The 25,206-nt window shown below is 68.8% G+C and carries 29 protein-coding genes; 17 read left to right on the top strand and 12 right to left on the bottom strand.

Features of this window, described 5'->3' with window-relative positions:
* Window positions 1-52: 52 nt before the first annotated feature.
* Window positions 53-748: a class I SAM-dependent methyltransferase gene (locus OHA18_RS10760; protein ID WP_329003820.1), complete on the bottom strand. Its 696-nt coding sequence runs from the start codon at window positions 746-748 to the stop codon at window positions 53-55.
* 62 nt (window positions 749-810) lie between these two features.
* On the opposite strand from OHA18_RS10760, the gene OHA18_RS10755 reads away from it, so the two are divergent.
* On the top strand, window positions 811-1,680 hold the full coding sequence (locus OHA18_RS10755; protein WP_329003819.1) for a GNAT family N-acetyltransferase: 870 nt from the start codon (window positions 811-813) through the stop codon (window positions 1,678-1,680).
* Here the strand turns inward: OHA18_RS10755 and OHA18_RS10750 are convergent.
* Complete coding sequence (locus tag OHA18_RS10750) at window positions 1,651-2,850, bottom strand: MFS transporter (protein ID WP_329003818.1); 1,200 nt, start codon at window positions 2,848-2,850, stop codon at window positions 1,651-1,653. The two genes, OHA18_RS10755 and OHA18_RS10750, sit on opposite strands and share 30 nt — an antisense overlap.
* A gap of 85 nt (window positions 2,851-2,935) precedes the next feature.
* On the opposite strand from OHA18_RS10750, the gene OHA18_RS10745 reads away from it, so the two are divergent.
* Window positions 2,936-4,369, top strand: coding sequence for a beta-N-acetylhexosaminidase (locus tag OHA18_RS10745; protein WP_329003817.1), 1,434 nt, complete (start codon window positions 2,936-2,938; stop codon window positions 4,367-4,369).
* 223 nt (window positions 4,370-4,592) lie between these two features.
* Window positions 4,593-5,981, top strand: coding sequence for a WS/DGAT/MGAT family O-acyltransferase (locus tag OHA18_RS10740; RefSeq protein WP_329003816.1), 1,389 nt, complete (start codon window positions 4,593-4,595; stop codon window positions 5,979-5,981).
* On the opposite strand, the gene OHA18_RS10735 is transcribed toward OHA18_RS10740, so the two are convergent.
* On the bottom strand, window positions 5,978-6,610 hold the full coding sequence (locus OHA18_RS10735) for a VOC family protein (protein WP_329003815.1): 633 nt from the start codon (window positions 6,608-6,610) through the stop codon (window positions 5,978-5,980). The two genes, OHA18_RS10740 and OHA18_RS10735, sit on opposite strands and share 4 nt — an antisense overlap.
* 77 nt (window positions 6,611-6,687) lie before the next feature.
* Here OHA18_RS10735 and OHA18_RS10730 point away from each other — a divergent pair, with 77 nt between their 5' ends.
* Window positions 6,688-7,641 (top strand): NAD-dependent epimerase/dehydratase family protein, encoded by a 954-nt coding sequence (locus OHA18_RS10730; protein ID WP_329003814.1) that lies wholly within the window; start codon window positions 6,688-6,690, stop codon window positions 7,639-7,641.
* Here OHA18_RS10730 and OHA18_RS10725 read toward each other — a convergent pair.
* Window positions 7,634-8,374 (bottom strand): hypothetical protein, encoded by a 741-nt coding sequence (locus OHA18_RS10725; protein ID WP_329003813.1) that lies wholly within the window; start codon window positions 8,372-8,374, stop codon window positions 7,634-7,636. The genes OHA18_RS10730 and OHA18_RS10725 overlap by 8 nt on opposite strands.
* An 86-nt stretch (window positions 8,375-8,460) precedes the next feature.
* Here OHA18_RS10725 and OHA18_RS10720 point away from each other — a divergent pair, with 86 nt between their 5' ends.
* From OHA18_RS10720 to OHA18_RS10695, 6 genes are read left to right on the top strand one after another with little or no spacing between them, the layout of a single operon-like run.
* Window positions 8,461-9,393, top strand: a complete 933-nt coding sequence (locus OHA18_RS10720; RefSeq protein WP_329003812.1) for a Ppx/GppA phosphatase family protein — start codon at window positions 8,461-8,463, stop codon at window positions 9,391-9,393.
* A gap of 4 nt (window positions 9,394-9,397) precedes the next feature.
* Window positions 9,398-10,252 carry a sugar phosphate isomerase/epimerase family protein gene (locus OHA18_RS10715; RefSeq protein WP_329003811.1) on the top strand — a complete coding sequence of 285 codons (855 nt, stop codon included), beginning with the start codon at window positions 9,398-9,400 and terminating at the stop codon, window positions 10,250-10,252.
* Window positions 10,249-10,839: a TetR/AcrR family transcriptional regulator gene (locus OHA18_RS10710; protein ID WP_329003810.1), complete on the top strand. Its 591-nt coding sequence runs from the start codon at window positions 10,249-10,251 to the stop codon at window positions 10,837-10,839. Before OHA18_RS10715 ends, OHA18_RS10710 begins: the two co-directional genes overlap by 4 nt.
* Complete coding sequence (locus OHA18_RS10705; protein WP_329003809.1) at window positions 10,839-11,408, top strand: HDIG domain-containing metalloprotein; 570 nt, start codon at window positions 10,839-10,841, stop codon at window positions 11,406-11,408. Before OHA18_RS10710 ends, OHA18_RS10705 begins: the two co-directional genes overlap by 1 nt.
* 42 nt (window positions 11,409-11,450) lie before the next feature.
* A complete protein-coding gene (locus tag OHA18_RS10700) occupies window positions 11,451-12,173 on the top strand; it encodes an ABC transporter ATP-binding protein (RefSeq protein WP_329003808.1) in 723 nt (240 codons plus the stop codon).
* A complete protein-coding gene (locus OHA18_RS10695; RefSeq protein ID WP_329003807.1) occupies window positions 12,170-12,907 on the top strand; it encodes an ABC transporter permease in 738 nt (245 codons plus the stop codon). The genes OHA18_RS10700 and OHA18_RS10695 overlap by 4 nt, the downstream gene beginning before the upstream one ends.
* A 36-nt stretch (window positions 12,908-12,943) precedes the next feature.
* Here the strand turns inward: OHA18_RS10695 and OHA18_RS10690 are convergent, their stop codons facing one another.
* From OHA18_RS10690 to OHA18_RS10680, 3 genes are all read right to left on the bottom strand, one after another.
* On the bottom strand, window positions 12,944-13,981 hold the full coding sequence (locus tag OHA18_RS10690) for a hypothetical protein (protein ID WP_329003806.1): 1,038 nt from the start codon (window positions 13,979-13,981) through the stop codon (window positions 12,944-12,946).
* A gap of 11 nt (window positions 13,982-13,992) precedes the next feature.
* Window positions 13,993-14,499, bottom strand: a complete 507-nt coding sequence (locus OHA18_RS10685; protein ID WP_329003805.1) for a SigE family RNA polymerase sigma factor — start codon at window positions 14,497-14,499, stop codon at window positions 13,993-13,995.
* Between the two features lie 95 nt (window positions 14,500-14,594).
* Window positions 14,595-15,629 (bottom strand): DUF695 domain-containing protein, encoded by a 1,035-nt coding sequence (locus OHA18_RS10680; RefSeq protein WP_329003804.1) that lies wholly within the window; start codon window positions 15,627-15,629, stop codon window positions 14,595-14,597.
* Between the two features lie 162 nt (window positions 15,630-15,791).
* On the opposite strand from OHA18_RS10680, the gene OHA18_RS10675 reads away from it, so the two are divergent.
* From OHA18_RS10675 to OHA18_RS10665, 3 genes are all read left to right on the top strand, one after another.
* The gene (locus tag OHA18_RS10675) at window positions 15,792-16,721 is read left to right on the top strand and encodes a proline dehydrogenase family protein (protein WP_329003803.1); all 930 of its coding nucleotides are present in this window, start codon (window positions 15,792-15,794) and stop codon (window positions 16,719-16,721) included.
* 29 nt (window positions 16,722-16,750) lie between these two features.
* A complete protein-coding gene (gene proC, locus OHA18_RS10670; RefSeq protein WP_329003802.1) occupies window positions 16,751-17,554 on the top strand; it encodes a pyrroline-5-carboxylate reductase in 804 nt (267 codons plus the stop codon).
* Between the two features lie 80 nt (window positions 17,555-17,634).
* Window positions 17,635-18,222, top strand: a complete 588-nt coding sequence (locus OHA18_RS10665; RefSeq protein WP_329003801.1) for a hypothetical protein — start codon at window positions 17,635-17,637, stop codon at window positions 18,220-18,222.
* A 178-nt stretch (window positions 18,223-18,400) separates the two neighbouring features.
* Here the strand turns inward: OHA18_RS10665 and OHA18_RS10660 are convergent, their stop codons facing one another.
* Window positions 18,401-18,832, bottom strand: a complete 432-nt coding sequence (locus tag OHA18_RS10660) for a TIGR03618 family F420-dependent PPOX class oxidoreductase (RefSeq protein ID WP_329003800.1) — start codon at window positions 18,830-18,832, stop codon at window positions 18,401-18,403.
* 51 nt (window positions 18,833-18,883) lie between these two features.
* Here OHA18_RS10660 and OHA18_RS10655 point away from each other — a divergent pair, with 51 nt between their 5' ends.
* Window positions 18,884-19,249, top strand: coding sequence for a winged helix-turn-helix transcriptional regulator (locus tag OHA18_RS10655; RefSeq protein ID WP_329003799.1), 366 nt, complete (start codon window positions 18,884-18,886; stop codon window positions 19,247-19,249).
* A 16-nt stretch (window positions 19,250-19,265) separates the two neighbouring features.
* The gene (locus OHA18_RS10650; RefSeq protein ID WP_329003798.1) at window positions 19,266-20,168 is read left to right on the top strand and encodes a TIGR03560 family F420-dependent LLM class oxidoreductase; all 903 of its coding nucleotides are present in this window, start codon (window positions 19,266-19,268) and stop codon (window positions 20,166-20,168) included.
* Here the strand turns inward: OHA18_RS10650 and OHA18_RS10645 are convergent.
* From OHA18_RS10645 to OHA18_RS10630, 4 genes are all read right to left on the bottom strand, one after another.
* Complete coding sequence (locus OHA18_RS10645) at window positions 20,154-20,912, bottom strand: endonuclease/exonuclease/phosphatase family protein (protein ID WP_329003796.1); 759 nt, start codon at window positions 20,910-20,912, stop codon at window positions 20,154-20,156. The genes OHA18_RS10650 and OHA18_RS10645 overlap by 15 nt on opposite strands.
* Window positions 20,909-21,874, bottom strand: coding sequence for a tryptophan--tRNA ligase (trpS, locus tag OHA18_RS10640; RefSeq protein WP_329003795.1), 966 nt, complete (start codon window positions 21,872-21,874; stop codon window positions 20,909-20,911). Before trpS ends, OHA18_RS10645 begins: the two co-directional genes overlap by 4 nt.
* 154 nt (window positions 21,875-22,028) lie before the next feature.
* Window positions 22,029-22,772: a hypothetical protein gene (locus OHA18_RS10635; protein WP_329003794.1), complete on the bottom strand. Its 744-nt coding sequence runs from the start codon at window positions 22,770-22,772 to the stop codon at window positions 22,029-22,031.
* Window positions 22,773-23,027: 255 nt separating this feature from the next.
* A complete protein-coding gene (locus OHA18_RS10630; protein ID WP_329003793.1) occupies window positions 23,028-23,573 on the bottom strand; it encodes a TetR/AcrR family transcriptional regulator in 546 nt (181 codons plus the stop codon).
* An 84-nt stretch (window positions 23,574-23,657) separates the two neighbouring features.
* On the opposite strand from OHA18_RS10630, the gene OHA18_RS10625 reads away from it, so the two are divergent.
* Complete coding sequence (locus OHA18_RS10625; protein ID WP_329003792.1) at window positions 23,658-23,969, top strand: hypothetical protein; 312 nt, start codon at window positions 23,658-23,660, stop codon at window positions 23,967-23,969.
* A gap of 16 nt (window positions 23,970-23,985) precedes the next feature.
* Window positions 23,986-25,161 carry an acetoin utilization protein AcuC gene (locus OHA18_RS10620; protein ID WP_329003791.1) on the top strand — a complete coding sequence of 392 codons (1,176 nt, stop codon included), beginning with the start codon at window positions 23,986-23,988 and terminating at the stop codon, window positions 25,159-25,161.
* Window positions 25,162-25,206 lie beyond the last annotated feature (45 nt).

Below are 25,206 nucleotides of genomic sequence, written 5' to 3'. Positions count from 1 at the left end.
GGTTCGTCAACCCTATGAGCACGGAGGTCACTCTGTAGACCACGGAGTGTCGCTAGAAGGTCTTGCTCCACAGGTTGATGGCGTAGTCGACCTCGGAGCCGACGTGAGAGGCGAGGATCCGGTTCGCATCCTGCGGCGTGAACTCGATCTTCACCACCGCCTCGAGGTCCGCGCGGCTCTCGAACCGCCAGCCCATGTCCAGCGGCGTCCGGTGCCATCCGCGGTCGGTCCAGAACCGGTCCACCTCGGCCGGCTTGATCTTCGGGTACGAGGTGGTGAACCAGCGCCCGAACGTCGACCGGCTGCCGTCGTTGTCGATCACGAACGCGGTCCCGCCGTGGTGCATCACCCGGTCCAGCTCGGCCAGTCCGGGTTCACAGCCCGGTCCGAAGAAGTACGCCCAGCGCGCATGCATCACGTCGATCGACGAGTCCGGCACCGGCAGGCGTTGCGCCGTACCCTGTCGTACTTCGACGTTCGGCAACGTCTGCGTGCGGCGCCGGGCGGCGTCGGCGAGTGCACCGTGTGGCTCCACGCCGATCACTCGCCCCGCCGTCGCGGCGAACGTGGGCAGGTGGAATCCGGTACCGCAGCCGATGTCGAGCACCGTCGCGCCGGTCCAGTCCCGGATCGCCCGCATGGCCGGCTCGATCACGCCGTCCGGGTCCACCGCCCGGTTCTCGATCTCGTACACCTTCGGGTGGTGCCAGATGTTGGGACTCGGGATCCCACCCTCCGCGATGCTCACGACGCCCGAGCCTAATGCAGTTGAGTCGCGCTGCCCGCCCTGCGATGCTGCGCTCCGTGCAGATGACCGAGTACGCGGGCCGTGACGGCCTCAGCGACATGCAGGAACTCGTCCGACGGACCTGGAGTCCGGCGTCCCGGTTGCACGTCGGGGACGTCGCCTGGGAACGCAGCGTGAACGCCCGCCGGTCGTCCGAGGGGTGGCGTACTGCGGTCTGGCGTGACGGCGACGACGTGGTGGCCTGGGGGTGGCTGGCGCAGCCGGGCCATCTCCTGATGACCGTGGACCCGGAGCGGCCGGAGCTCGCCGCTACGGTCGTCGAGTGGTTCCAGGCGACAGCAGACGGGCCGAAGTTGGCCGCCGGCGTACTGGAGACCGAGAAGCACCTGCTGGCTGCGCTGGAGTCGGCCGGGTTCCGGCGTGAGGATGATGCGTCGTACTACACCCACCACTGGATCTCGCTCGACGCACTGGCCGAACCGGTAGTACCCGAAGGGCTGACGCTGCGGCACGCGCGGCAGGACGAGGTGGCGAAGCGCGGTGCCGCGCACCGGGCAGCCTGGTCCGACCTGGGGCCGTCGAACGTGACCGACGACGACATGGCCGCGGTGATGTCGACCTGGCCCTACCGGCCCGAGCTGGACTGGGTGGTGGAGAACGAGGCCGGAGAGTTCGTTGCCTCGGCACTCATCTGGCTGGACGAAGACCACCAGGTCGGGCTGGTCGAGCCGGTTGGGTGCGCCCCGGCGTACCGGCGGCGTGGGCTCGGTGCGGCGGTCAACCTGGCCGCACTGCACGCCCTGCGCGAAGCAGGTGGCACCAGGGCCGTCGTCTGTCCGCGAGGTGATGACGGATACCCGCAGGCGCGGGCGCTCTACCAGAGCATCGGCTTCCGGCCGGGCTCACGCACGCTGCATCTGCTGCTTGGTTAACGCGGCGGTCAGAGCAGCCGGTATCAGGAGCAGTCCGCAGAAGATCGCCAGCCAGTGGAAGCCGAGGTAGGCGAGGACCGGACCGGCAGCTGTGCCTGAAAGGGAAGCCAGGACGCCCATGGTGAGGTCGGACAAGCCCTGAGCCGAGGTACGGATGCCGTCCGGGACCGATCGGGACAGCAGAGTCGACCCAGCGACCAGACAGGCCGACCAGCCGAGGCCCAGCGTGAACAGCGCGAGCCCGGTCAGCGCATGGGCGTCGTCCGGTGCGAGAGCGGCCAGCGTCATCGCGACCGCGAGGATGCCGAGGCCGATGCCGATCGTGGGGATGCGGCCGAGCCGATCGGCCAGCCACCCGGTCACTGGCGACAGCGCGTACATGCCGGCGACGTGACCGCTGATGACGAAGCCGACGATGGTCAGGGACGCGCCGTGGTGCCGCAGGTGCACTGACGTCATCGACATGACCCCGACCATCACCGCATGCGCGGTAGCGATCGCCAGCAGCCCCAGGCGAGCGTGCGGAATGGCGATGACCTGCCGGAACGTGTCGGCCAGCGGCTGGCGCTCCACCTTCGTCGGTCGCACCTGGCTGCGCATGCCCACCCAGACAGTGGCCGCACTGAGGCCGAAGGCGACGACCGAGAAGACATAGGGACCGGCCAGGGCCAGGATGCCGAGCGACGAGCCGATCGAGCCGCCGACCCCGGTCAGGTTCGGTCCGACGATCACGCCGATCGTGGTGGCCCAGACGACCAGTCCGAGCGAACGGGCGATACGGCTGGGCTCAGCGGCGTCTGTGGCGGCGTACCTCGACTGCAGGTTGGAGGCGGAGCCGCTGCCGAAGAGGCAGCCGGCTGCGAGCAGCAGGGCGAGCGAGCCGATCTGCGCAGCGAGGATCGTGAGCGCGGCGCCGACGAATGCGATCAGGTAGCCGAGGCTCAGCGAGACCCGTCGACCTCGGGAGCGAGCGAGGCCCGCCAGCGGTACGGCGAGGGCAGCGGCGCCCAGCGTGGTGGAGGTGGCGACCAGACCGGCCAGTGAGGTGGAGCCGGAGACGTTCTCGGCCAGCAGGGCGGCTACCGCGAATCCACTGGCGGTCGCGACTCCACCCAGTGCGTTGCTGACGACCAGCACCCGTAAGGTCGTCCGCTGGCGCTCGCTGGTCACGGGCAAACCCTCTCATGATCCTGACAAGGAAGCTGCTTATAGGATCGTCCTGACATAAATCGACCCGCGCGTCATTGGAGTCCGGATGTCCGACATCGCGATCGTCCCTGCCCCGCGAGAACTCACCCTCGACGAGGGCCGGTGGATCACCGCCGACCCGCTCGGCGAGGCCGTCCGGGACGTGGTCGAGAACCTCGACCCGAACGAGTACCGCATCGACGTCAGCACGGACGGCGCCCGGTTGACGGCCGGCTCCGAGGACGCGCTCCGGCACGCGGAGACGACGTACGCGCAACTGGTCGAGGCCGCCGAGCGGACCGACGAGTTCGGCAAGGTCGCGGTCCCGGCGGTGCGGATCGCCGACGCGCCGCGGTTCGCCTGGCGCGGGATGATGCTCGACGTCGCCCGGCACTTCATGCCGAAGGAGTTCGTCCTCAAGATCATCGACGTCCTCGCCCTGCACCGGCTGAACGTGCTGCACTTCCACCTCACCGACGACCAGGGCTGGCGGGTCGAGATCGAGGCGTACCCGAAGCTCACCGAGATCGGCGCGTGGCGGGACGAGACGCTGATCGGCAAGATGCGCGGCCGGGACGAGTCGGAATGGACGTACGACGGCACGCGGCACGGTGGGTTCTACACCAAGGACGACCTGCGGGAGATCGTCGCGTACGCCGCCGAGCGCGGGATCACCGTGGTCCCGGAGATCGACCTGCCGGGGCACATGCAGGCCGCGATCACGGCCTACCCGGAGCTGGGCAACAACCCGGACACTCAGCTGAAGGTCCGGCAGATCTGGGGGATCAGCGACGACGTGCTGAACGTGAACGACGCGACGGTCGAGTTCGTGAAGACCGTGCTCCGCGAGGTGCTGGACATCTTCCCGTCGCCATACGTGCACCTCGGTGGCGACGAGTGCCCGTCGGTCCAGTGGGCCGAGTCGGAGGTGGCCCAGAAGAAGCAGGCCGAGCTGGGGCTCGACGAGCCGGGGCAGCTGCAGGGCTGGTTCACCGCGCAGGTCGCGGAGGTGCTGGCCGAGCAGGGACGGCGGCTGGTCGGCTGGGACGAGATGGTCGACACCGACTGCCCTGACGACGCCGTGATCATGGCGTGGCGGAGCGCCCAGCGCGGCGAGATCGCGGTCAAGGCCGGCCACGAGACGGTGATGGCGCCGTGCGAGTCGGTGTACTTCGACTACTACCAGGGCGACCCGGCCACCGAACCGCTTGCCATCGGCAACTTCATCCCGCTGGAGAAGGTGTACGACTTCGAGGTGATTCCCGAGTCGCTGACCGACGAGGAGAAGGCCCTGATCGTCGGCACCCAGTGCCAGATCTGGACCGAGTACATGGAGGGTCCGGAGCAGGTCGGTTACATGCTGCTACCGCGGCTGTCCGCCTTCGCCGAGCGCGCCTGGGGTTCGGAGAAGGTCTCGTACGACGAGTTCCTCGGCCGGCTCCGCCCGCACCTGGCCCGGATCGAGAAGATCGGTGTCAACTACCGGCCCCTGGATAGCTGAGGGGATAACTAAATCTCCGTTAGCCCTGTTAGCAGGGGTAGACGACCCGGCCTTATCTGGCAACGATGAAACGTCAGAAGGCCAGGTCGGGGAGCGGAGGAGCCATGACTCTATTGAATGCCACGCCTCCGGCGCGGCGGCCATGGGGCTGTAACTCCCGTCCTTCCCTCGTCGCTCCGGTCGCTTCGCTCCCTCCGCTCCTCAGTCCAGGACGGGAGGCCCCATGACGGTGGTGGGGCCGCTGGACGCGATGTTCTTGGGTGGCGAGACTCGCGAGCAGCCGATGCACGTCGGTGGGCTGATGTTGTTCGAGCTCCCCGAGGGGGCCGGGCGGGATCATGTTTTTCCCGAGAGCTCGCGGGATTTCGTCTCGCGGCTGTACCACGAGATGGTCGAAGCGCCGTGGGTGAACCCGCTGTTCATGCGCCGGGTGCGGAACCGGCCGGTCGACCTCGGCTACTGGTCCTGGGAGCAGGACGACGAGATCGACCTCGAGTACCACGTCCGGCTGTCCGCGCTGCCGCGTCCCGGCCGGTACCGCGAACTGTTCGAGCTCACCAGCCGCCTGCACGGCACGCTGCTGGACCGTCACCGCCCGCTGTGGGAGATGCACCTGATCGAGGGCGTCGAGGGCCGCCGGTTCGCGATCTACAGCAAGATCCACCACTCGATGATCGACGGCGTCACCGCCCTCCGCTGGATGCAGGACACCCTCACCACCGACCCCACCCGGACAGACATGCCGGCGACCTACGCGCTCCCGCCGTCCGCCGAGCCGGCCGCGGCCGGTGCCGGATGGCTGCCGTCCGTCGCCCGGATGCCGGTCGACGCCGTCAGGACGGTCGCCGGCCTGGCCGGTCTTCCGCTGGCCGGGCTGAAGGGCCTGGTGCACTCGACGATGCCGTTCCAGGCGCCCAGGACGATCTTCAACCAGCCGGTGACCGGCGCTCGGCGGTTCGCGGCGCAGTCCTGGCCGATCGAGCGGCTGGAGAAGGTCCGGGCGATCACCGGTGCGACGCTGAACGACGCCCTGCTGGCGATGTGTTCAGGGGCCCTGCGCAACTATCTGCTCGAGCTGAACGCCCTGCCGGACAAGGCGTTGACGGCGATGGTCCCGGTCTCACTCCGCGACCGCGACGGCGCACCGGGCGGCGGCAACTCGCTGGCGACGCTCATCGCCGACCTGGCCACCGACCAGGCGGACCCCGAGCGCCGGATCCGCCGGATCATGGCCTCGACCGCCCACGGCAAGGGCGTGCTGTCGGAGCTCAGCCCGCTGCAGAACCTGATCGTCGGCGCCCTCGGCTTCGGTGTCGCGGGCCCGGCCGCGGTCCTCCCGGGCGTGGCCGGCCGCACGACGCCGCCGTACAACGTGGTCATCTCGAACGTGCCGGGCCCGGCCGAGAGCCCGCTGTACTGGAACGGGTCGCGGCTGCTCGGGATGTACCCGGCGAGCATCGTGATGAACGGTCAGGCGCTGAACATCAGCGTCACCAGCTACGACCACCAGCTGCACTTCGGCCTGATCGGCGACCGCCGGACCGTCCCGCACCTGCAACGGATGCTGGGGCATCTCGAGACCTCACTGGCCGACCTCGAGAACATCCACTAGAGCCGGACGATGCCGTTCGGAGTCTCGAACACGGCGGCGTTGAGGCCGGGCTGACCGTTCGGACCCACCCAGGCGACGTCGAGATCGTTCAGCAGGTGGTCGGCCGGATGGCCGATCCAGTCGGTGACGCGGACCGGGTCGCCCGCGATCTCGAGCGCGGTCAGCTTGACCCCCTTGGCGCCGACCGACGGGTGCTCGCCGAGGTCGTCCCAGTGGATGAAGAACGGCAGCTGCGGGTCGGCCATCAGACCCCTCACGCCGATCTGCCGCCAGGTCAGGTTCACCCCGTCGGGCCGGTGCCGGTTGCCGGGGACCGCCTGCCGGCCGAGGCGTTGCTCCATCCGCTCCATGTCGCGGACGGCCACCACCCAGCCGAGCCAGCCGCCGCCCAGCTCCTTGCGGGCGCGCACCGCCTGACCGAACGGAGCCTTGTCGGAGGCCGGGTGGTCGAGCACGTCGACCACCTCGATGTACCGGTCGTTCTCCAACGGGAGGATGTGGTTCACCGTGCCGAAGCGCGGGTGCACCCCACCGTCGACGAACTCGGCTCCGAGCAGCGTGGACAACCGCTCGACGGTAGCGCGGCACCCCTCGGGCCCGCACGCGTACGACAGATGATCCAGACGCATGCCAGCCATTGTGTCCTCACCCACCGACAGTTGCCGCCCCCGGGTGTGTCCTCAGGACAGGCCCTAGGCTCTGAAGCATGCGCACGGTCGTTATCGGAGGCACCGGTCATATCGGCACGTACCTGGTCCCGGCGCTGGTCCGCCTCGGTCATCAGGTCACGGTGCTCAGTCGCGGCGAACGGACGCCGTACCACTCGGACGGAGCCTGGCAGCGGGTCGAGCTGATCCCGGTCGACCGGGCCGCGGAGGACGCTGCCGGGACGTTCGGGCAGCGGGTCGCCGAGCTGAGCCCGGACGTGGTGATCGACCTCATCTGCTTCACCGAGGACAGCGCTCGGCAGCTCGCCGAGGCCGTCGAAGGAAAGATCCAGCACCTCCTGCACTGCGGCACGATCTGGGTGCACGGCCCGAGCGTGGTCGTCCCGACCCGCGAGGACACGCCGCGCCGGCCGTTCGGCGAGTACGGCGTACAGAAGGCGGCGATCGAGACCTACCTGCTCGGCAAGGCGCGCCGCGACGGACTGCCGGTCACGATCGTTCATCCGGGTCACATCTGTGGTCCTGGCTGGACGCCGGTCAACCCCGCCGGCAACTTCGACATCGACGTCTTCGGCAAGCTTGCCCAAGGCTCCGGCGTACAGCTGCCGAACTTCGGCCTGGAGACGCTCAACCCGGTCCACGCCGCCGATGTGGCGGGTGTCTTCCTGGCCGCGCTCGCGAACCGTTCGACGGCGCTCGGCGAAAGCTTTCACGCGGTCGCAAGCGACGCGGTCACGCTGCGCGGGTACGCCGAGGCCGTGTCCGACTGGTTCGGTCAGGAAGCCCGGCTGACGTTCGCGGCCTGGGACGAGTGGAGCCGGACCGTTTCGGAGCAGGACGCGGCAGCCACCAGGGACCACATCGAGCACAGTCCGAACTGCTCGATGGACAAAGCGGCCCGCCTGCTCGGCTTCCGGCCGCGCTACTCCGCGCTCGAGGCCACCCTGGACGCGATCGGCTGGCTCGTCGACAACGGCAAGATCGCTACTTAGACGCCGGGTGCGGCAGCAGCGGTCGCGCCGCCTCCAGGTGCTGGCGGCACAGGTCGGCGAGGACGTCGTACGCCTTGTCGCCCATCAGGGTCTGCAGCTCGACCTTGCTCGACTCGAAGACCGCCTCGACGCTGATGTGCGCCTCGGTGTTGCCGGTGCAGTACCAGTCCAGGTCGTGTCCGCCCGGTCCCCAGCCGCGCCGGTCGTACTCACCGATGCCGACCTCCGTGTACGACGTACCGTCCGGGCGCTCGACCTCGCGGAAGGTCCGCCGGATCGGGAGCTGCCAGCAGACGTCCGGCTTGGTCTCGACGAAGTGGATGTCACGCTTCAGCGCCAGCCCGTGCAGCGCGCAGCCGGCGCCGCCTTCGAAGCCTGGACGGTTCAGGAAGATGCAAGCGCCGTCCCAGACGCGGGTCTTGCGCTCGCCCTCGTCGTCGGTCTCGACCCAGCCGTTGGCCCGGCCTTCCTTGCGGAACTGCCAGTCCTCCTTGCCGAGCTCCTTGACGTACTTCTTCACCCGCTTCTCGTCGTCGGCGTCGGAGAAGTGCGCGCCCAGGGTGCAGCAGCCGTCGTTGGGACGGCCCTTGTAGATCCCCTGGCAGCCACCGCCGAAGATGCAGGACCAGTTGGACGTCAGCCAGGTCATGTCGCAGCGGAAGACCTGGTCGGGGTCGTCGGGATCGATGAACTCGACCCAGGCGCGGGGGAAATCGAGAGAAACCTCAGGCACTCAGAAAGCGTACGCGCCTTCGTGCTCCAAGCGTGAACGGTGACTCCCGACCCGCCGTTACTCCAGTAGTCCAGTAGCGTGGGGGGATGCGGCTCGGCGTACTCGACGTGGGATCAAACACCGTCCACCTGCTCGTGGTGGACGCGCATCGCGGTGCCGCCCCGCTGCCGGCGTACTCGCACAAGACCGAGCTGCGGCTGGCCGAGCACCTCGACAAGGACGGCAAGATCGACCAGTCCGGGGCCGACGGGCTGATCGCGTTCACCAAGGAAGCGGTCGAGCTGGCCGAGGACAAGGGCTGCGAGTCGGTGCTCGCGTTCGCCACGTCCGCGCTGCGCGAGGCGCCGAACGGCGAGAAGGTGCTGGACCGGGTCCGGTCCGAGACCGGGGTCCACCTCGAAGTGCTGAGCGGCGAGGACGAGGCCCGGCTGACGTTCCTCGCGGTCCGCCGATGGTTCGGCTGGTCGTCCGGCCGGCTGGCGGTGTTCGACATCGGCGGCGGGTCGCTGGAGATCGCGGCCGGATCCGACGAGCAGCCGACCGTGGCGGTCTCGGTCCAGCTCGGCGCCGGCCGGTTGACCCGTGAGGACCTGACCGCGGACCCGCCGGACAAGGATCAGGTCCGCGCGCTCCGGCGGCGGATCCGGCTGGAGATGGCGGCGGTCGCAGGTCCGGTGCTGCGGGCCGGCAAGCCGCAGCGTTCCGTTGCGACCAGCAAGACGTTCCGCTCACTGGCCCGCATCTCCGGCGCGGCCCCGTCGGCCGATGGACCGTACGTACCGCGCACCCTGAACCGCGACGACCTGAACAACTGGATCCCGAAGCTGACGAAGATGACGGCCGCCGAGCGTGCCGCGCTCCCCGGGGTCTCGGCCGGCCGGTCGTCGCAGCTGGTCGCCGGCGCGCTGGTCGCGGACGCCGTGATGGACCTGTTCGACCTGCCCGCACTCGAGGTCTGCCCGTGGGCGCTCCGCGAGGGCGTCATCTTGTCCCGGCTCGACCAGCTGCAACCCCGGTGACCTGATGAATCCCCGCACAACCGCGAAGATCGGTCTGTCCACCGCCTCCGTCTACCCCGAGTCGACCGCGAGCGGCTTCGAGCTCGCCGCCCGTCTCGGGTACGACGGTGTCGAGGTGATGATCGGGATCGATCCGCTGAGCACCCAGATCGACGCGATCCAGCGACTCGTCGACTACCACCAGCTCCCGGTGCTGGCGCTGCACGCGCCGACGCTGCTGATCATGCAGCGGGTCTGGGGGACCGATCCGTGGAGCAAGCTCGAGCGCAGTGCCGAGGCCGCGAAGGAGCTCGGTGCGGACGTGGTCGTCGTGCACCCGCCGTTCCGCTGGCAGCGGGACTACGCGCGCGGGTTCGTCGAGGGGATCGCCCGGCTGGAGGCCGAAACGGGCGTGACGCTCGCGGTCGAGAACATGTATCCGTGGCGGGCGCCCGGTCGGGACCTGCAGGCATACGCGCCGAGCTGGGACCCGACCGAGCAGGAGTACGCGCACACCACCCTCGACCTGTCGCACGCATCGACCGCGGAGCAGGACTGCGTCGAGCTGGCCGCGACGATGGGCAAGAGCCTCACCCACGTCCACCTGACCGACGGGACGGGATCCGCGAAGGACGAGCACCTGGTGCCGGGCCGTGGGACCCAGCGCGCCGCGGACCTGCTGGGCGAGCTGGCGAACCAGGACTTCCGCGGGCACATCATCATCGAGATCAACACCCGCCGCGCGACCAGCCGCTCCGAGCGCGAGGTCGACCTGGTCGAGTCGCTCGAGTTCACCCGCAAGCACTTCGTCCGGACCACCTCCCGCCGTACGTCGTTCGCGGTCACGCCGGAGGGGGAGATCTCGGAGCTGACTCCATGACCGCTTCCCGACGTACGCCGGGACGCCGCCCCGGCGGACCGGACACCCGGGGAGAGATCATGCAGGCGGCCCGGGAATCCTTTGCGGACAAGGGATTCGCGGCCACCTCGATGCGCGCGATCGGGCGGCAGGCCGGTGTCGACGCGGCGTTGGTGCACCACTACTTCGACAGCAAGGAAGAGCTGTTCATCGAGGCGATGGCGATCCCGGTCGACCCTCGCCAGATCGCCGCGAACATCGTCGGCGGACCGCGCGAGGAGACCGGCCGGCGGATCGCGACCGCGTTCCTCGGCGTCTGGGAGTCGCCGGACGGACAGCAGCGGATGAAGGCGCTGTTCCGCAGCGTCGTCAGCAGCGACGAGGTGGCCCGGATGATGCGGGAAGGCATCACCCAGATGATCATCCGGCCGGTGTCGCAGATGCTCGACGTACCCGACGCGCAGCTGCGGGTCGGTCTCGTCGCCACCCAGCTGGTCGGGGTTGCAGTCGTTCGCTACCTGGTCGGGCTCGAGCCGATCGCGTCGGTCGACATCGAGACGCTGATCGACCGGCTGGCACCGGTTCTCCAGCAGCACCTGACCGGCTGATGCAGGTACCGACCGACGGCGAGATCCGCGCACTGCATCGGGCCTACGCGCCGGATCGGGCCGCGTTCGAGATCGTGTATGAGCACTGCCGGTTGGTGTGTGCGCTCGCCGAGCAGTTCTTCGCCGGACTGGACATCGACACCGATCTGGTCCGGGCCGGCGCCTTGCTGCACGACATCGGCGTCCACCGGCTCGACTCGTCGGCGTACGTTCGGCACGGCGTACTCGGGCACGAACTGCTGGCGTCGCTCGGCTTCCCGGTCGAGATCTGCCGGTTCGCGTCGTGCCACACCGGCGTCGGGATCACCCGCGACGACGTGGTCCGCCAGGCGCTGCCGATCCCGGTCGACGACTACCTGCCGCGGACACCCGAGGAGGAGCTGGTCCTGTACGCCGACAAGTTCCACAGCAAGCGGACGCCGCCGGTGTTCGTCTCCGGTGACACGTACGCCGAGGAGGTCGCGCGGTTCGGCCCGGACAAGGTGCTGAGGTTCGGCGCGCTACGGGACCGGTACGGCGACCCGTCGCTGGATGCGCTGAGCAAGGCCACGGGGTACGCGGTCATCTGACGAGCTGTTGCCACGGATCGGCGTACCCGCTAAATTCATCATATGATGAAAAACGCGGTGAGCTGCCGTGACGTCGTCGTGGTCCGGGGCGACCGGGAGGTCCTGCACGGGGTCGGGTTCGACCTCCGGGCCGGGACGGTGACCGGGCTGCTCGGGCCGTCCGGCTGCGGCAAGACGACGCTGATCCGCGCGATCGTCGGTCTGCAGGCGCGGGTGACCGGTGACGTGTCCGTGCTCGGGTTGCCCGCGGGCGCGCCCAAACTGCGCGGCCGGATCGGGTACGTGACCCAGGAGCCGAGCGTGTACGGCGATCTGACCGTCACGGAGAATCTCCGCTTCTTCGCGGCGGTCCTTGGCGTCGCGTCGTCCGATGTGGAGCGGGTGGTCGAGGCCGTCGACCTGACCAGCCACGCGGATGCCCGCGTCGATCGACTCTCCGGCGGTCAGCGTTCCCGCGCTTCGTTGGCTGCGGCGCTGCTCGGCAGTCCTGAGCTGCTGGTGTTGGACGAACCAACGGTCGGACTGGACCCGGTACTACGCCGCGATCTCTGGGAGCTCTTCCACAAGTTGGCCGACGACGGCGCGACGCTGCTGGTCTCGAGTCACGTGATGGACGAGGCCTCGCGCTGCGATCGGCTGCTGCTGATGCGCGACGGCGACCTGCTCGCCGACGACACCCCCGACAACCTGCTCGCCGCGGCCGGTACGGCGGACATCGAGCAGGCATTCCTCACCCTGATCGACCGGAAGGCTGGTGCGCGATGACCCCGCGGGTGACGTTCGCGGTTGCGGCCCGGGTACTGGCGCAGTTGCGGCGGGACCACCGGACGGTGGCGATGTTGATCGTGCTGCCGGCCATGCTGGTCAGCTTGATGTGGTGGATGTTCCATGACTCGCCGGGGACGTTCGACCGGATCGGGGGACCGTTGCTGGCGGTCTTCCCGTCGATCATCATGTTCGTCGTGACGTCCGTCGCGACGCTGCGGGAACGGTCGAGCGGCACGCTCTCGCGGCTGTTCACGATGCCGATGGGCAAGCTCGACTTCCTGCTCGGATACGCGCTCGCGTTCGCGCTGATCGCCGTCGTACAGGCGATCGTGGTCGTCTCGATCGCCTTGTACCTCTTGGATCTGAACATCGAGGGCGCCGCCTGGCAGCTCGGCGTGGTCGCGGTCCTGGACGGCGTCCTCGGTGCGGCCCTGGGCCTGTTCGCCAGCGCGTTCGCCTCGACCGAGTTCCAGGCCGTCCAGATGATGCCGGCCGTGATGATCCCGCAGATCCTGCTCTGCGGGCTGCTCGTTCCGCGCGACCAACTGCCAACGGTGCTGCGCGCGGTCAGCGACGTACTGCCCCTGTCCTATGCGGTCGACGCCGTCCTTGGAGTTGCCAAGGGCAACGGTCTCGGCACCGGCACCGGCGGCGACGCCCTGGTCGTGGTCGCCTTCGTCCTGGCCGCCCTCGGCCTGGGTGCCGCCACCCTCAAACGGCGTACCGCTTAGTCGGGAGGGGTGCCGCCCCGCACCCCTCCCGCCCCGTCATTCGAAGACCTTGACGATCTTTCCGTTCTTGTCGTACGCCGCGACCTTCGGCTGGTCCTTGATCTTGTACTTCGAGTTGGTGGACCAGGTGTAGGCGAACCAGCCGCCCGGTCCGACCGGGACCTTGTACACCGGGCCGGATCCGATCCGCAGCCGGACCGTGGTGGCGGCCGTCGACTTGACCCGGCCCCAGCCGGTCATCCCGTACGTCGAGCAGATCCCGTTGTCGCAACCCCCGCCGCCACCGCCTCCGGCGTACATGTCCGTCCGGACGGACTTGTCGGACGGGTCGAGCACCGGATCACTTCCGGTGAGATTGGTCAGGGTTGCGAACGACGTGTTGTTCTCGAGCACACCCGGGAATCCCTTGTCCGACGACAGTCCGCAGTCGAGGACCTTGTGGCCGGAAGGGGAGACCGCGATCAGCTCCGCCCGCTTGAGTGCCTTCGACTGGTCGGATGCCACCACCTGCCAGTCGGTGACGTCGACCCAGGCGACCACCGAGCAGTTCCGCAGCTTGCCCGCGGTGCTGGCCGGCAGTGGATCCTTCGCCGCGGCTGCGATCAGCGCTGCCGTGGGCTTGTCCCCGCCCGGGACGATGCACTGCGCTTCCTTCTCACCGATCTTGATGTCGTACATCATCAAGTGCCCGGACCGGATCCCCGGGTCGCGGCCTTGGAGCGGGCGCTTCTCGTCGGGGTACCGCAGGGAGCAGCGGCGGGTGGCCTCCTCCTTCGTGATCCGCTGATCGGCGCCCGCCTCACCGCGGGGTACGCCGGGAATCGGCTCGAACAGCGAGTTCTGTTTCTGCCCCGCGACGCCCGGCTGCTGGTCCGCCGAGGTCAGATTGGGCAGCAGGCTCGCGGCTACCGCGATCGCGGCGATGCCGGCGACCGCTCCGCCCACGCCGAAGAGCTTCCGGCGGCGCAGGCCGCGACGGCCGCGTTCCAGTACCTGAGTCGTGTCGAAGTGGTCCAGCGCCTCGGTCTCGGCAAGCCGGCGGAGCTCGGCGCTGACCTCACGTACGTCTTCCATCTCGTCCTCCTTCACAGCGCCCGGCTCGTCCGCCGCCGGTCGATGGCTCGTCGGAGAGTGTCGAGACCACGTGCCGCCTGGCTTTTCACAGTGCCCGTCGAACAACCGAGGACCTCCGCGGTCTGCTCGACGGACAGGTCCTCGTAGTACCTCAGCACCACACACGCCCGCTGCCGCGGCCCGAGCGATCGCAGCGCCTCGAGTACTTCGTCCCGATCGGCGTACCCGGCCGCGAAGTCGACGTGATCAACCCGATCCGGTACGTCGGCAATCGCAACCTCCCGCCGCCACGGTCGCCGCCCGCCGTCGTGCGCGGCGTTGACCACCATCCGGCGGGCGTACGCGAGCGGATTCCCCACCCGCCGTACCTTCGGCCACGCTAGGTACAGCTTGTAGAGCGCGTCCTGAACGATGTCGTCGGCCCGATGCCGATCCCCCGACACCAGAAACGCCGTCCGCCGCAAGGAGGCACCAGCCCCCTCGACGAACTCGACAAACTCCCGATCCCGCTCCGCCATCCGCCCCTCCACTCTCCATCTCCCCCTCAAGACGGAACCCCCGAACCCCCAGGTTGCACCCACCCGAGGTCCATTCGAACGAATGTGGTCAGCTCCTACCCCGACAGGTGGCCGACGTTGTGCCAGGCGGGGTCGGGGTTGGTGGTCAGGGTTACTTTGCCGTGGGGCCAGCCGGTGGTGGCGGCTTGGAGTTGGGCGTCGGCGGGGGTGGTGCCGTCGGTGTAGTAGTGCAGGATGCGGACGCCAGCGGAGGTTTCGTGGGCGAGGAGGTTGCCGGAGCCGCCGAGGCGGTCGGTGAGGTGGTCTTCGAAGGCTCGGAGTTCGTCGAGCATCTCGGACTCGGGCAGGCCGTCGTCGCGGACGACCGGGTAGTAGATCGAGACGGCCACATGCGTGTCCAGGTGTGGCCGGCGGATCGAGCGCAGCGGGTACTCCGCGGTCGCGATCACCCGCTGCCCGTCGCGCGTACCTTCGAGCATCTTCCACGCGGGACTGCCGTCCTCGAGTGTGTGCTCGGCAGCGAACCCGGCCACCGCAGGCAGCAGCGAATCGATCGGTACGGCGTCCGCGGGCGGCGCCGGCAGCGTGTCGATCGCGCCGACCCACGTTTCCACCATCTCCTCGCCGAGCACCAGGTCGAGGATCAGGAACGTCACCCGCCGCTGCGCGTCCACCGACAGCGACGCAAACACCGGATGGTGTACGCCGACATGGACCGACGCCGAATCGGGCTCGATCGACACCACCGACTCGTCGGTCGCGACCGGGGGCAGTCCGTCGAACTGGATCGTCACCGCGGGCCCGGGCCGGCGCAGGTCGGCGTACTCCCAGGTCTGGTCGGACGGTGGGGCGGCGCGCAGCCAGCGCCGGGCGACTGCGCGCTGGACCGGGTTCCCGGCGGCGGTGACGATCAGGACGTGCGCGGCGTGCAGTCCGGGGCCGAGCTCCCACTCCAGGTCGGGGCTGATCTGGGCGATCCGCTCGTTCAGCTCTTCGTTCACGTCGGTCGGCTGCCGGCGGGTGACTGCGTCCGCGACGGCCGTGGCGCCGGAGGTGGACCACCACGACCAGAACGCGCCGATCGGATCGGCCTCCACGGCGTTGCGGCGGCGACGCTTGAAGATGGGCATGAGCGCATCCTCTCCCAGGCAGGGGTGCGACCATCGGACCAAGGAACGAACCAGTGGGCCCGCTGGTGTGGCCCCCGCCACATGATTAGGGAGCGCCAGGTTCAGGCGCGTAACCTGCTGACACCACTGGCAGATGGGTGGGTTGATGAGGAGGAACACGTAGTGCTTCGGCGAGTCCTGCTGGGCATGTCCCGCAGCCCCCAGATCAAGAAGGCCGTGTCGTCGCTTCCGGTGTCCAGTGGCATCGTGGCGCGGTTCGTCGCCGGTGAGACCGCTCCGGAGGCCGTGCTGGCCACCGAGAAGCTGGTCAGCAACGGGCTGAACGTCACCCTCGACCACCTCGGCGAGGACGTCACCGACCTGGCCGCCGCGCAAGCGACCGCGGACGCGTACCTCGACCTGCTCAAGCAGCTCGCCGCCGCCGGCCTGACGAAGAACGCCGAGGTCTCGGTCAAGCTGTCCGCGGTCGGTCAGGCGCTGCCCGGTGACGGCGAGAAGATCGCGCTGGAGAACGCCCGGACCATCTGCCTCGCGGCCCGCAACGCCGGCACGACGGTGACCCTCGACATGGAGGACCACACCACCACCGACTCCACGCTCGGCATCCTCCGCGAGCTGCGGCAGGACTTCCCCGAGACGGGTGCGGTCCTGCAGGCGTACCTGCGGCGTACCGAGGCCGACTGCCGCGACCTTGCCCACGCCGGCTCCCGGGTCCGCCTCTGCAAGGGCGCGTACAAGGAGCCGGAGTCGGTCGCGTTCCAGGAGAAGCGCCAGGTCGACAAGGCGTACGTCCGGGCGATGAAGGTCCTGATGAACGGCGCCGGCTACCCGATGATCGCCTCGCACGACCCGCGGCTGATCTCGATCGCCGGTGCGCTCGCGGACCGTGCGAAGCGCCGGCCGGGCAGCTTCGAGTACCAGATGCTGTTCGGGATCCGCCCCGAGGAGCAGCTCCGCCTCGCCGGTCTGGGGCACACCGTCCGCATCTACATCCCGTACGGCGAGGACTGGTACGGCTACCTGGTCCGCCGCCTCGCCGAGCGCCCCGCCAACCTGCAGTTCTTCGCCCGCTCCTTGATCAGCAAGAAGTAGCTCAAGCTCTCCGCAGTAACCTGTGCACCATGAGTGCAAAGGTGGCCGTTCTCGGGGCCGGAGTGATGGGGGAGACGTTGTTGTCCGGGCTGATTCGGGCCGGGCGGCGACCGGAGGACCTCCTGATCACCGAGCGCCGGGAGGAGCGGGCCGCCGAGCTGCGTGAGCGGTACGGCGTCGACGTCGTGTCCAACCTGGACGCGGCGAAGCAGGCGGACACGCTGGTCCTGGTGGTGAAGCCGCAGGACATGCCTGATCTGCTCGCCGAGATCGCCCCGGCGGTCCAGCCGACCCAGACCGTGATCTCGCTGGCCGCCGGCATCACCACCAAGTTCGTCGAGTCGCGGCTGCCCGAAGGGGTCGCCGTGGTCCGCGTCATGCCGAACACACCCGCCCTGGTCGACGAGGGCATGGCCGCGATCTCCCGTGGCGCGCACTGCGACGAGAGCCACCTCGAGCTGGCCGAGAGTCTGCTCGCCGCGACCGGTCGCGTCGTCCGGGTGCCGGAGAAGCAGCAGGACGCGGTGACCGCGATCTCCGGGTCGGGCCCGGCGTACATCTTCTTCGTGGTCGAGTCGATGATCGAGGCCGGCGTCCACATGGGCCTCCCGCGCAGTACGGCGACCGACCTCGTCGTGCAGACCGTGGTCGGCTCGGCGAAGCTGCTGCGGGAGACCGGCGAGCACCCGACGGTACTGCGGGAGCGCGTGACGTCCCCGGGCGGTACGACGGCCGCCGCCGTACGGGAACTGGAGGACCACAAGGTCCGTGCCGCGTTCCTGTCCGCGATCGAGGCCGCCCGCAACCGTTCCCGCGACCTCGCCGCCGAATAACACCTCTCGCTCTGCTGGCGTTATGGTTGGGCGCCGCAGTTCCTTCCGTGTTCAAGGGTTGAGTCGCTATGGTCCCGCCCATGGGTAATGGTTCGGTCGAGCCGGACACCGCGCCTGCGCAGCAGCAACACGAGGTCGCGCAGCAAGCTGACGTGCCCAAGTTGCCGTGGCGGGTGCCGCTGGATCCGGCGCCCTGGTGGGCGTGGGCGCTGTTCGTGCTGCCCTTCATCGCGGTGCCGGCGCTGAACTCGTGGCTGTGGATGGGCGCCCGCGACATGCTCGCGGTCGGTCTGCTGACGATCATCGGCGCGTCGGTCGTCCGCGTCGCCGGCGGCGTCGTGCTGTACCGGGTCGAGCTGACCGAGACGGCGCTGAAGGCCCGCACCAGCATGCTGATCCGCAGCCTGGCCTGGCAGGACGTCGACGCGATCGAGATCGGCGACGACAACGTCGTGCTGACCCGCGGCCAGGACGAGAGCGAGATCAACGGCATCCCCAAGGACCGCACCGCCGAGGTCGGCGCCGTGATGGAGGCGATCCGTCAGCAGGCCGACGGCACCCCGGTCCGCCGCCACCGCCCGCGTCCCGGCATCGGCGCGCTGCTCGTCCTGCTCTACCTCGTGCTGTCGATCGGCGCGTTCCTGCTCCGCTGGCACATCGTCATCTGACAAACTAGCCCCGCCCCGCCCCAGCCCGCCGTCTCAGGGGTCAACCCCGGAGCTGGCCGCTTGCAGACCCAGATTCTCGGTGCGCAACCGTCCATCTGAGGGGTCAACCCATGCTGTTCAAGCAGGTGCGCCAATTGCCTAGGCCCGGCGGGATAGTGGTGACGTGAAGAAGTAGTGGCTAGCGGGCCCAGGGTCCTTCGCCGCTGATCCGCTCGACGATGATGCGGGCGACGACGCCGGTGTCCCAGATGCCTTCGCCGAAAGGGAATTCGGGCAGCCCGAGGTAGCGCTGGGTCTCGCGATCCATCAGCTCCTTGTACTCCGCCGGAATCCCGGGACCTGTCAGTTTCGCAGTACCCCGGATGACGAGGTACTGCGTGATGCCCCGCGGGCTGACCTGGTCGTCCTGGATCAGCAGCGTCACCCGCGGATCCCGGAGCAGGTTGCGGGTCTTGCGGTGCGGCGCCTGGATGCCGATCAGGATGTCGTCGCCGTCGCGTTCGGCCCACACCAGCGAGGCCTGTGGCGAACCGTCCGGGTCGACGGTGATGATCGTGATGTCCTTCGGCTCCTCGAAGAGCCGGTGCGCGCTGGCCGGGAGAATGCTCATGACATGGAACGCTAGACACCGCCGTGGGAACCTCTGGGTACCCTGATCGCTGTGTACGGAGTGGAACCCGGCGACATCTTCCTGGCCGACTGCCCAGCGCGATTGGCCGTCGAGGTGATCGCGGACAAGTGGGCCGTCGTCGTGCTGTGGGGCCTCAACGACCACCCGCGCCGGCACTCCGAGCTGGTCGACCTGATCGGCGGCATCTCGAAGAAGGTGCTGACCCAGACTCTGCGCCGCATGCAGATGAACGGCCTGGTCACCCGCACGGATCACGGCGGCGTCCCGCCCCGCGTCGAGTACGACCTGACCGACCTGGGACGCACCCTGATGGGCCCGATCCGCATGCTCACAGAGTGGGCAGAAGAGAACGGAGAAGCAGTCCTAGCAGCTCAGGATGCGTCTCCCGCATCCTAAGATGCAGGATGACTGCATGGACTTCTCATTGTGGCCCGCGGCCTCACGGACCTGGCAGGACGTGCTCGAAGGAGCGGAGTACGCCGAACGCACCGGGTGGCACGGGGTTTGGATAGCTGACCATTTCATGCAGAACGGCGACGACCTGACCGTGCCGGTCAACGAGTGTCTCGCCCTGATCGCCGGCATCGTCGCCCGGACCTCGCGGGTGCGGGTCGGCTCGATGGTGCTCGGCAACACGTACCGGCACCCGGCGGTGGTCGCGAACGCGGCCGCGACGATCGACCAGATGGCGAACGGGCGGTTCGTGCTCGGGATCGGCGCCGGCTGGCAGGTCAACGAGCACGAGGTGTACGGGATCGAACTGCCGCCGATCGGCCCGCGCCTGAAGCGTTTCGAGGAAGCGTGCCAGGTGATCAAGGGTCTGCTGACCCAGGATCGGACCACGGTCGACGGGAAGTACTACCAGCTCGCCGACGCGCCGTGTGAGCCCAAGCCCGCACAGCTCCCGATCCTGATCGGCGCGTCCGGCGAGAAGGTTGCCCTAGGCATCGTTGCCAGGTATGCGGACGAGTGGAACCACTGGGGGCGGCCGGAGCTGGCCGCTCAGAAGGGCGTCGTGTTCGCACAGCACTGCGAGCGAGCAGGGCGGGATCCGCAGACGGTGAGGCGGTCGGCGCAGACCTTCCTTGAGGTCGTCGTGCCCGGGGACACCGAGGCGATCGAGCGTAAACAAAGGCTGGAGGAGCGCGGCGCGCACGTGGTGATGGGGTCGGCGCAGGAGGTCCTCGACGTGGTCGCGCAGTACCCGGCGGCCGGGATCGACGAGCTGCTCGTGCCGGACTCCTTCCTCGGCGACGGCAACCGCCGCTTCGACGCCCTCGAGCGACTCCGCGAGGAAGTGCTACAGAAGATCTAGGGTCGCGACGACGGGCCAGTGGTCGCTGGGAACCCGTCCGTCCGGTCGGTAGTGCGAAACGGCCGCGTCGGTCACAGCCCAGGCCGAATTCACCAGGATGTGATCGATGCGGTCGTCGTCCACGGCGCCGGTGAAGTTGTGCCAGCTGCCGCCGGCCTCGGCCGGTACGGCGAGGGACAGGCCGGACTCGACGAGGGACTTGACCGGTGGGGAGTCGGGGGTGGCGTTGAGGTCACCCATGACGATCCACGGCAGCGATCCGTTGATCCAGCGGGCGATCAGCCGCGACGACTGCAGTTGTGCGACCTCGCCCGCGTGGTCGTAGTGCGTGTTCACGACGCCGACCGTCGTACCGTTGCGGTGCCGCAGCCAGACCAGCGTCGCGATCCGGGTCAGGTCGGCGTCCCAGCCGATCGATCCCGGCGTACCCGGATCGTCGGACAGCCATCGGGTCTCGTGCCGGTCGATCCGCCAGTCGCCGTGCCGGACCAGGACGACGGAGTGCTCGCCGGCACCCATCCCGTCGTCCCGGCCGGCGCCGACGATCTCGTACTTCGGGAACCGCCAGCGCAAGTACTCGAGCTGGTCGGGCAGCACTTCCTGCAGCCCGACCACGTCCGCGTCCAGGTGCTCGATCGCCGCCACTGCCGCTTTCCGCCGCACCGGCCAGGCGTTGTCGCCGTCCGGTGCGGAGGAGTTGCGGATGTTGAACGTGGCCACGCGAATACCTGGGCGGATCTTCATGGGGTCGATCCTGCCAAACCCATCGCCCGGGTCGCAGCCTGGAGTCGGGGAGTGCTCTCCTCGAGGGCCCGGTCCCGGCCCTGCGCGAGCAGTTCGTTGATCGCGCCGGGGTCGGTCGTGAGCCGCGCGTACTCCTTCTGCAGCGGGTCGATCACCGCGAGAACGGCGTCCGCCACGTCCTGCTTGAGAGCGCCGTACGACGGGTAGGACTTCGCCAGCTCGACCGGGTCGCCGTCGGTGCACGCGGCCAGGATGTCGAGCAGGTTGGTCACGCCCGGCTTGTTCGCCTCGTCGTGCCGGACCTCGTTCTCCGAGTCGGTCACCGCGCGCATGATCTGCCGGCGGATCACGTCCGGCGGGTCGAGCAGCCGGATCGTGCCGATCGCGTCGTCCGCGGCCGACTTGCTCATCTTCGCGGCCGGGTTGGCCAGGTCCTTGACCCGGGTCGCCAGCGCCGCCTTGTTCAGCTGCGGTACGACGAAGGTCTCGCCGTACTCGCGGTTGAAGCGGATCGCGACGTCCCGCGCGAGCTCGACATGCTGGTCCTGGTCGCCGCCGACCGGGACCCGCTCCGCGCCGTACAGCAGGATGTCCGCGGCCATCAGGCACGGATACGTGAACAGCGACGCCCGGGTCATCGGGCGGTTGCCCTTCTCCTTGTACTGGATCATCCGGGACAGCTCCCCGACGTACGACGTGCACTCCAGCAGGTACGCGAGCTGGGCATGCGTGGGTACGTCGGACTGGATGAAGACCGTGCCCTCGGGGACACCGGCGGCCAGCATCAGCGTCGCGAACTCGCGGGTCAGTGCGGCGAGTCTTCGAGGATCGTGCTTGGTCGTCATCGCGTGCAGGTTCGCGACGAAGTAGAAGCCGTCCGGGTCGGTGAACCGGCGGAGCGCGCCGAGGTGGTTGCCGAGCGTCAGCCGGCCGGACGGGGTGATGCCGGAAAGCGAGGTCATGATCGTGCCCTTTCGGTGTGTGGGGCCCCACCGAGGGCAAGAAAAAGGCCGCCTCGGCGAGGCGGCCTCAGTGGCTGCGTGCGAACACGCTGGGATGGACCGCCCTAGACGGCCCACCACAGCTGCAAGTTTGTGTTCACGATCCGAGCCTACCTCATCGCGCGGTCAGCGCCTGGACGATCAGCTCGTTGCGGGCGTCCTGCCCGAGCGGGACGGTCGGGTGGACGCCGTCGCGCAGGTAGTTGAGCAACCGGTACGGCTTGACCCAGAGCCACTCGGCCCAGCGGATGATCCGCAGGTTCGGGTACTTCTCCTGCACGTCGTACATCTGCATGTTGAGCCACGAGCTGTTGCGCTGGTCGGCGAGCTGCATGGTCGCGCCGACACTCTTGCGCACGGCCTGGATGTTGACCCAGTACACGGTCCGGTTCCGGCCGGCGATGCTCATCGCCCGGTCGAGCTGGGCCGCGAACTTCGGCGGGTCGAAGATGTCGTTCGATCCGCTCGCCATCAGGATCCGTCGCGGCAGGCCGTACGCCGCCGCCCACTGCTGCAGCGCGTCGACGGCGCCGGAGGTGGGCCGGCTGGACCAGTTGTTCACGGCCATCTGGCTGCCGTCGCGGCCCAGCAGCCGGGTCGCGAGCGACTTCCCGTCCTGGACGGAGATGCTGTCGCCGAACATGTACACGCCGTCGGTCTCGAGGACGCGATGGATCTGCGTGGTGGTCGAGATGGCCCGGGTGCCGTTCGCCCAGGAGCCGAGCACGCCCGATCCGTACGGACCGGTGGACGTGGCAGAGGTGGACGCCGGTACGGCGGATGCGGTCTGGGTGGAGACGGCCACGGTGGCGGCAGCAGCCGCTCCGACCGTGAAGATCTGCCGCCGATTGGGTTTCATTTGCCTCACGGAAGGTACTTTGCGGCCTGCTCCGTGACACCCGCAAGTCCGAATCTCACTGTCCGCAGTCGAATCACCCCGGAATCGGGCCGGAAATGCCCCGAAATGACCCCATTCGACCGTGGCTCACGCCTGGATCTGCAGGAACCTGCAAATTCTGTAACGCTTTGCAGTCCGTCCCCGATGAATCGGCTGTTGGACCACTGACGGGCCGGCGCAACCAGGGAGGGGTGTTGCGCCGTCCCGTCTTTTGTTTCACGCACCCGTCGTCAGCTCCTCGATGAGCGGGCCGACCACTGCCATCAACTCCTCCGGCGGTGCGTCCAATCCGTCCAGCCGGACCAGGTGGCGACTGACCACCAGCCCGAGCGTCAGCGCGCCGATCACCCCGGACCGCAGTACGGCGTCGTCCCCGGGCAGCTGCGCTGCCACCTGCCGCTGCTGCGATGTCATCGCGGCGCGCACGTCTTCTGCGGCCTCGGGATGGCTGAACATCGCCCGCAGCGCGGCGAGGGCAGCCGTCGGCTCGTCGGCCAGTTTGTCGGCCAGTGCGGCGGTGAGCAGCTCGGCGATCTGCTCCGGCGTGCCCTCGATCGGCCCGTCCGCGGGGATCGCGGCTGCCTGCGCGAACAGCTTCTCCTTGGATCCGAAGTACCGCATCACCAGCCCGGGGTCGCTGCCCGCCGCCGTGGCGATTGCGCGGATCGTCGTCCGGTCGAAGCCGTGCTCGCCGAACAATTGCCGTGCGGCGGTCAGGATCCGCGCCTCGGTCCGCTGCCGCTGTTCCACCCTGGTCGCCATGGGCTTCAGTCTACGCATGTTGACTCAATGCCGTGGCCCGGTCTACGGTTCAGTCAACACATGTAGACCGAATGAGGAGTTTCGATGATCCAGGCGATCCTGCTGACGTTCCTGGCCGGGCTGATGGCGTTCAACGGCATCCCGCACTTCGTTCAGGGCATCAGCGCCCGCGAGTACCCGAATCTGACCGGCAACTCCCCGACCAGGAACGCGGTCGGCGGCCTCGTCGCCTTCGTGATCGCCGGCGCCCTGATCGTCCCGGCCCACGTCGCCGCCCATCCCTGGCCGGCCGCGGTTGCCGGCGTTCTGGGCGCCGTCCTGATGACCGTCTTCCACGCCGGCGGCGGCGCTTTCCGCCTGAACAGAAGATTCGGGAAACCCATGCCACGGACCTGACAGTTATCGTCGGGGCATGAGTGGTGAGGCGATGCTGGTCTTCGACGACGGATTGACGGCGTACGACTTCGGCCGTGGGCACCCGATGAGTCCGATCCGGGTGGAGCTGACGATCAAACTCGCGCGGGCGCTCGGCGTACTGGACGAGTTGAAGGTCGTGCCCGCTCCGACAGCCGACGATGCGCTGCTCGAGACCGTGCACACTGCGGAGTACGTCGCCGCGGTGAAGCACGCGGGGGAGCACCCCGAAGACGTCGATCCGATGCACGGCCTCGGCACCTCCGACACCTACTGCTTCCCGCGAATGCACGAGGTCTCGGCGCAGATCGTCGGTGCCTCGGTGGAAGCAGCCCGCGCGGTCTGGGAGGGCGACGTACTGCATGCCGCGAACATCGCCGGCGGCCTGCACCACGCAATGCCCAACCAGGCCAGCGGTTTCTGCGTGTACAACGACCCGGCGATCGCGATCCAGTGGCTGCTCGACCACGGCGCCGAGCGGGTCGCGTACGTCGACGTGGACGTGCACCACGGGGACGGCGTACAGACCGTGTTCTACGACGACCCGCGGGTCCTCACGGTCAGCCTGCACGAGTCGCCGACCACACTCTTCCCGGGCACCGGGAGCGCCGGCGAGACCGGCGGACCGGGCGCCGAGGGTACGGCGGTCAACGTCGCACTGCCGCCCGGGACGGGGGACGCCGGCTGGTTGCGGGCCTTCCATGCGGTCGTCCCGGACGTGGTGAAGGCGTTCCGGCCGAGCGTCCTGGTGACGCAGCACGGGTGTGACTCGCATGTCGAGGATCCCTTGGCCCACCTGACGAAGACGATCGACGGTCAGCGGGCGGCGTACGCCGCTCTGCACGACCTCGCGCACGAGGTCGCCGACGGGAAGTGGATCGCTACCGGCGGTGGCGGGTACGCGATCATCGACGTCGTACCGCGGGCCTGGACGCACTTGCTGGCGATCGTCGCGGGCAACCCGATCGACCCGCTGACGCCGGTGCCGGAGGGGTGGCGCGAGGAGGTCCAGATCCGGTTCGGCCGGGTTGCGCCGATGCGGATGACCGATGGGCAGGACGGGTCGTACGTCGACTGGTCGACCGGTTACAACCCGGGCACCTGGCTCGACCGCGCGATCAAGGCGACCCGGGATGCCAGCTTCCCGTTGCTAGGCCTTGATCCGACCTACTGAGCATCCGACTTACTGAGTCAGCGGTTGGGTCCCGGTTGAGTCACA

Source organism: Kribbella sp. NBC_00709, assembly GCF_036226565.1.
Classification (GTDB): domain Bacteria; phylum Actinomycetota; class Actinomycetes; order Propionibacteriales; family Kribbellaceae; genus Kribbella.
The sequence above is the reverse complement of the archived record's forward strand: the minus strand, read 5'-3'. Positions and strand labels throughout refer to the sequence as shown.